Below are 4,420 nucleotides of genomic sequence, written 5' to 3' on the forward strand. Positions count from 1 at the left end.
GGGCGTGGGAAAAAGTACGTTCATTGAAGCTTTCGGGCAATACATCACCTCGCTGGACAAGTCGCTAGCCGTGCTGACGGTGGACCCCAGCAGTCAGCGGTCGGGCGGCAGTATTCTGGGCGACAAAACGCGCATGGAAGGGCTTTCCCATCATCCGCTGGCTTACATTCGTCCTTCGGCTACGGGCGGCTCGCTGGGTGGCGTGGCCGAACGGACGCGCGAAGCGATGCTGCTCTGCGAAGCGGCGGGCTACGAAGTCATTTTAGTCGAAACCGTGGGTGTTGGCCAGTCCGAAACGCTGGTGCGCGGGATGACCGACTTCTTTCTACTACTAATGCTGGCGGGCGCGGGCGACGAGTTGCAGGGTATTAAAAAAGGCATCATGGAAATGGCCGATGCTATCGCCATCACCAAGGCCGACGGGGCCAATCGCGTGTCGGCTGAGCAAGCCGTGAGCGAGTACCAGAATGCGCTACACCTTTTTCCGGCGGCTGAATCGGGATGGACTATTCCGGTCGTCACTTGCTCGGCGCTTGAAAACCAGGGAATTCAGGAACTCTGGGAAATAGTGATTCAGTACCAAACTACGACTCAGGCTAACGGATTTTTTAAAAAAAATCGCCAGAACCAGAACGTGGATTGGCTGCGAAACTACCTCCATCAGCAACTGGAAGAGCGATTTAGAAACCACGCCGGAATCTCGCAGAAATGGGACGATACCGAGCAAGCCGTGCGGGATGGTACCGAGTTGCCCATGCAGGCGGCGCAGCGGTTGCTGCATATTTTTTTCAACGACTGATCGTTTTTCTGCCTGGCATCGGCACTTTTTTTTGCAAAAATGCGTTGTTGCCTACGAGGCTGGGCCTCAGTTACTATTTTCCTCCTCTTTACTCACTTTTTATGAAAACTACGCCAACGATTTCCCGCGTCCTGTACTACCTACTCGTCTTTGGCCTGCTGAGCATGGCGGCCTGTAACAAAGACAAGGATGCCGAACCCAAAGACCCGGTTCAGGGGAGCTGGCAGATTACGGCGATTAAGTTGGACCCAGTATTAGTCTTAAATGGCATTCCTATTGTTGATTATATAGCTGCTCTCGCTTTGTTTGGTGATACTTGCCCCCAAAAAATTGCCCTTGAGTTTAAGGCAGATAAGACGGTCAGTGCGACTGCCCCCGATGAATGCAAGGCCACCAAGGATCAGTTGACGGGCTTGATCGGAATTGGGAGTGCGACGACCTGGAAGAGCGAAAACAATATGCTGGTGCTGACCACCAGCGGCCAGTCTACCAGTGCGGATCTCGCCGTGGACAATAGCACCATGACCTTGACATCAGATGCTACGCTGAATGATGGTAAGGTACACAAGGTTACCGTCAGCTTTAAGCGGCTGTAACTTGTAGAAATTTTCTTACAAAGGGACGTACTAGCTGGTGTGGTCGCATACGATCACCCACTTTCCTTTCATTTTCCGCCAAAGCAAAGTATAATGTCCGCCCACATCGCCCGCTTCGGGGCGAGTAAGGTGCCACTTTCCAACTATAAAGGCCACGCCTTTGCCTGGAAAAGAAAGATGCAGGATGTCGAACTTCAGCGTTCCCATCGTGGCGCGGTCGGGATAGCGCTTCAGGTAACCCTGGTAGGTGTTTTGGTAGCCGTAGGTCACACCGTTTTTGCCCACGAACATCAGCGAATCAGACTCCCAGTAGCCATTCATGAAAGCGTCGATATTTCCGGCGTTCCAGTCGGCAGTCTGACGGTCGAGGGTAGCCAGGATCGTCTGCCTGTCTTGGCGGGATTGGGCCATCAAGGTCGTGGCGGTAAGCAGAAGCAAACAGGTCAACGTGGCGTTTCTCATCTATTTTACGGAATTTTGTGGTCAAAGGAAAGGTTGAGTAGTCGTGTGAGAAGGTCTTGGTACTCATTGCAAAAAAGCGAATATACTACCTAACAGCCTAATAACGCCACCAGGCCGGAGGAGCGCCTCCCGCTGCGGCGTACCTAACCCGCTAACTATGTTCAGAAACCTTTTCAAAAAAGTAGATCGGCAGCAGTATCCGTTCGTTGACGGGCTGTACTACCTGTTCATCATCGTCTTCATCCTGCTACTTTTCCTCTTTTTTTCCTAAAATCATAGTGCGTGAGTCCTTTCTGTTCGTGATCAATCCCAATTCCGGTACTACTTTAGGCCGGGAGGCCGGGCAGATGGTGGCTTTGCTGGAGCAAAATGCAAAGGAGGCTGGACACGAAGCACAGTGCGTCGTCACGGAAGCCAAAGGCCACGCCACGGAATTGGCGGCGGTGGCCTCGGCCAGCAAAGAGTTCGGCACCGTGGTGGCAGTGGGCGGCGATGGCACGGTCAACGAAGTAGCGCGGGCCCTACTGCATTCCGACACCGCTCTGGGTATTCTGCCGCTGGGGTCGGGCAACGGCCTGGCGCGGCACCTGGGCATTCCGCTAACGCTGCCAGCGGCCCTGGACCACCTCTGGAAAAGTGCTCCGACGACCATCGACAGCGCCACGCTCAATTTTCAGCCCTTTTTCTGCGTAGCCGGCTTGGGTTTTGACGCCCACGTGAGCCATGTTTTTGGTCAGCAAAGCCAACGCGGCTGGGATACTTATGTGAAGATATCCATGAAAGCTTACCTCGACTACCTGCCGCAAAAAATCAGAATTGAAGGCAAAGAAGCCGAAGTGTTTTCAATGAGCTTCGCCAACGCCGGACAGTTTGGCAACAACGCCTGGGTGGCCCCCCACGCCGACCTGGCCGATGGTCTGCTGGAGGTATGTACCGTGGCCCCTTTTCCCAAGTGGTTCGGCACGGCTCTGGCTTTTCAACTATTTACCAAAAATCTGAAAACCTCCACTTACATTTCTTACCAGTCGCTGACGAAAATAAGCGTCGAAACTGACCGCCCGGCTCTCGTCCACTACGACGGCGAACCCTGGCAATTGGAAACCAACCGCATCGAGGTCGGAATCGTACCGCAGAGCTTATTGATTAGAGGATAAAGGTGTAAGTTTCAAAGGCACAAAGTTCTTTAAGTTAAAGGAGTAGAGGACTAGGTGCGCCGATTTTCCCTTCAACCCTTCAATCCTTCAAAAACTTGAAAGCCACCAGCCACTCGATTGCCATTACTCGCACGGCCCGGTACTTTACTTTGGGCGAAATAAGCGAACGTACGCGCCGGGTGTGGTTCGTGCTGCACGGTTACGGACAGTTGGCGGAGTACTTTATTCGAAAATTCGAGAAAATTCAGGATGGCGAAACCCTCATTGTGGCACCCGAAGCACTGTCGCGGTTTTACTTGGGCAATCATTCGGAGCGCGTAGGGGCAAGTTGGATGACGCGCGAAGACAGAGTGCCCGAAATCGACGACTACGTGAATTATCTCGAAAGCGTCCAGAAAACGATTTTTGGGAAGTATTCCCCGGAAAACGTCCGCATCACCGTGCTGGGTTTTTCGCAGGGTACCGCTACGGCCTGCCGCTGGATCGATCAAACCGAATTACACTGCGATCGGCTGATTCTGTGGGGCGGCTATTTTGCCAACGGCATTCTCGAACTGGTCGATAAGAAAAAACTACCATCGCAAGACACGCACTTCGTGTACGGAAATAAGGATGAATACCTGAATCAGTTGAACCCAGCGGAGTACCTGGAAAAGCTGCGAACAGAATTGCCTTTTATGAATATTTTAGAATATCGAGGTGGCCACGCCATTGACCAGCAGGTGCTGATGAAGGAGTTTGCCGAGAACTTGGGGTAGTTTTGAAAAGGTAACTGCCGCCCGCTGTTTTTTGTAGTTTTCTCTGCCGAGATCCTATACATACACCTCCAAAATGTATTGTCCGTCGGATGCCCCATTTCCAGTCTTTCGTATATGTCCCGCCAGGGGAAAGGCCGGGCGGCATCGGGGAAAGTAGGATGCGAGCCGTCACAGACGGCCTTTCATATTTGGTGCGGATTGTCCAAAGGACGCTCCGCGCAACGAGGGCTCCCGTGGCTTGGCACCCACCAAGAATACGACCGCATCGACGTCACCAAAATCAAGTACAATGGATAGTTTGCAAAACGAAAAACATTATAAAATGGCCCTCAGCCGAATCTGGGATTTGATGGAAAAACTTTCCAAAGACCCAGCGGAAGCGCAGGAAATGGATATGCTCGCCACGTTGGTAGAGGCGTACGAAGCAGTGCAGATACCAATGCAGCCCGGCGACCCCATTGCTTTTTTAAAATACAAAATGGAACAGGAAAACCTCAAACAGGGCGACCTCATTCCCTTCATCGGTGACAAGTCCAAGATCTACAATGTACTCAACTACAAGCAGGAACTCACCGTGACAATGATCCGGAGTTTGAGCAAGGGGCTAGGGATTCCGGCTAATTTTCTGATTCCCAGTTGATTTGTTGCCGT

The 4,420-nt window shown here is 52.3% G+C and carries 6 protein-coding genes; 5 read left to right on the forward strand and 1 reads right to left on the reverse strand.

Going from position 1 to position 4,420, the window contains the following annotated elements:
- Both meaB and ACEW8P_RS01760 read left to right on the forward strand, forming a co-directional pair.
- The coding region (gene meaB / locus ACEW8P_RS01755) for a methylmalonyl Co-A mutase-associated GTPase MeaB (protein ID WP_373511393.1) at nt 1–799 on the forward strand (799 nt) is incomplete at its 5' end.
- A gap of 47 nt (nt 800–846) precedes the next feature.
- Nucleotides 847–1,395, forward strand: coding sequence for a hypothetical protein (locus tag ACEW8P_RS01760; RefSeq protein WP_373511394.1), 549 nt, complete (start codon nt 847–849; stop codon nt 1,393–1,395).
- Nucleotides 1,396–1,425: 30 nt separating this feature from the next.
- Here the strand turns inward: ACEW8P_RS01760 and ACEW8P_RS01765 are convergent, their stop codons facing one another.
- The gene (locus ACEW8P_RS01765) at nt 1,426–1,857 is read right to left on the reverse strand and encodes a DUF4440 domain-containing protein (RefSeq protein WP_373511395.1); all 432 of its coding nucleotides are present in this window, start codon (nt 1,855–1,857) and stop codon (nt 1,426–1,428) included.
- A gap of 278 nt (nt 1,858–2,135) precedes the next feature.
- Here ACEW8P_RS01765 and ACEW8P_RS01770 point away from each other — a divergent pair, with 278 nt between their 5' ends.
- From ACEW8P_RS01770 to ACEW8P_RS01780, 3 genes are all read left to right on the forward strand, one after another.
- A complete protein-coding gene (locus tag ACEW8P_RS01770) occupies nt 2,136–3,011 on the forward strand; it encodes a diacylglycerol kinase family protein (RefSeq protein WP_373511396.1) in 876 nt (291 codons plus the stop codon).
- Nucleotides 3,012–3,106: 95 nt separating this feature from the next.
- Entirely contained in the window at nt 3,107–3,769 is a 663-nt protein-coding gene (locus ACEW8P_RS01775; protein WP_373511397.1) for an alpha/beta hydrolase, read from the forward strand.
- A 289-nt stretch (nt 3,770–4,058) separates the two neighbouring features.
- The gene (locus tag ACEW8P_RS01780) at nt 4,059–4,409 is read left to right on the forward strand and encodes a type II toxin-antitoxin system HigA family antitoxin (protein ID WP_373511398.1); all 351 of its coding nucleotides are present in this window, start codon (nt 4,059–4,061) and stop codon (nt 4,407–4,409) included.
- The last annotated feature ends 11 nt before the right edge of the window (nt 4,410–4,420 follow it).

The organism is Persicitalea sp. (genome assembly GCF_041751555.1).
In the GTDB taxonomy this organism is placed as follows: Bacteria; Bacteroidota; Bacteroidia; order Cytophagales; family Spirosomataceae; genus Persicitalea.

Coding starts and splice junctions, on each gene's coding strand:
- ACEW8P_RS01765 (WP_373511395.1), bottom strand. CDS start 1,857: ATGAGAAACGCCACGTTGACCTGTTTGCTTCTGCTTACCGCCACGACC.
- ACEW8P_RS01780 (WP_373511398.1), top strand. CDS start 4,059: ATGGATAGTTTGCAAAACGAAAAACATTATAAAATGGCCCTCAGCCGA.